We start from the raw sequence: 338 nt of genomic DNA, 5'->3' as shown, positions 1-338 counted from the left end.
GTCAAGGCATGGCTAAAGGCAGGGGTAATCGATACCGGACAGCTATTCACAACGGAAGAGGGTACACCGCAAGGAGGAGTAATCAGCCCCCTATTGGCAAATATTGCCCTTCACGGCATGGAAGAAAGCATCAAATCCTTGGCTGCTAAGCTACCAGGGAAAGCCAGTCGTACAAGCAAACGCAATGCAATCTCGCTAGTTCGTTATGCAGACGACTTCGTTATCCTGCATGAAAACAAGGATGTAATTCTAAAATGTCGTGACCACATCCAGGAATGGTTGAAAGGAATAGGATTGGAACTGAAGGATACCAAAATCCACATCACCCACACTCTAGA

Annotated in this window: 1 protein-coding gene; it reads left to right on the top strand. The window is 46.7% G+C overall.

Translation table 11 applies throughout. The features are described 5' to 3' along the window. Positions 1-338: reverse transcriptase/maturase family protein (locus tag LKK83_RS10225; protein ID WP_324630992.1), on the top strand; the 338-nt coding region annotated here is incomplete at both ends.

The sequence above is a fragment of the Phormidium sp. CCY1219 genome (genome assembly GCF_035615515.1).
Taxonomy (GTDB): Bacteria; Cyanobacteriota; Cyanobacteriia; order Cyanobacteriales; family Laspinemataceae; genus CCY1219.
The sequence above is the reverse complement of the archived record's forward strand: the minus strand, read 5'-3'. Positions and strand labels throughout refer to the sequence as shown.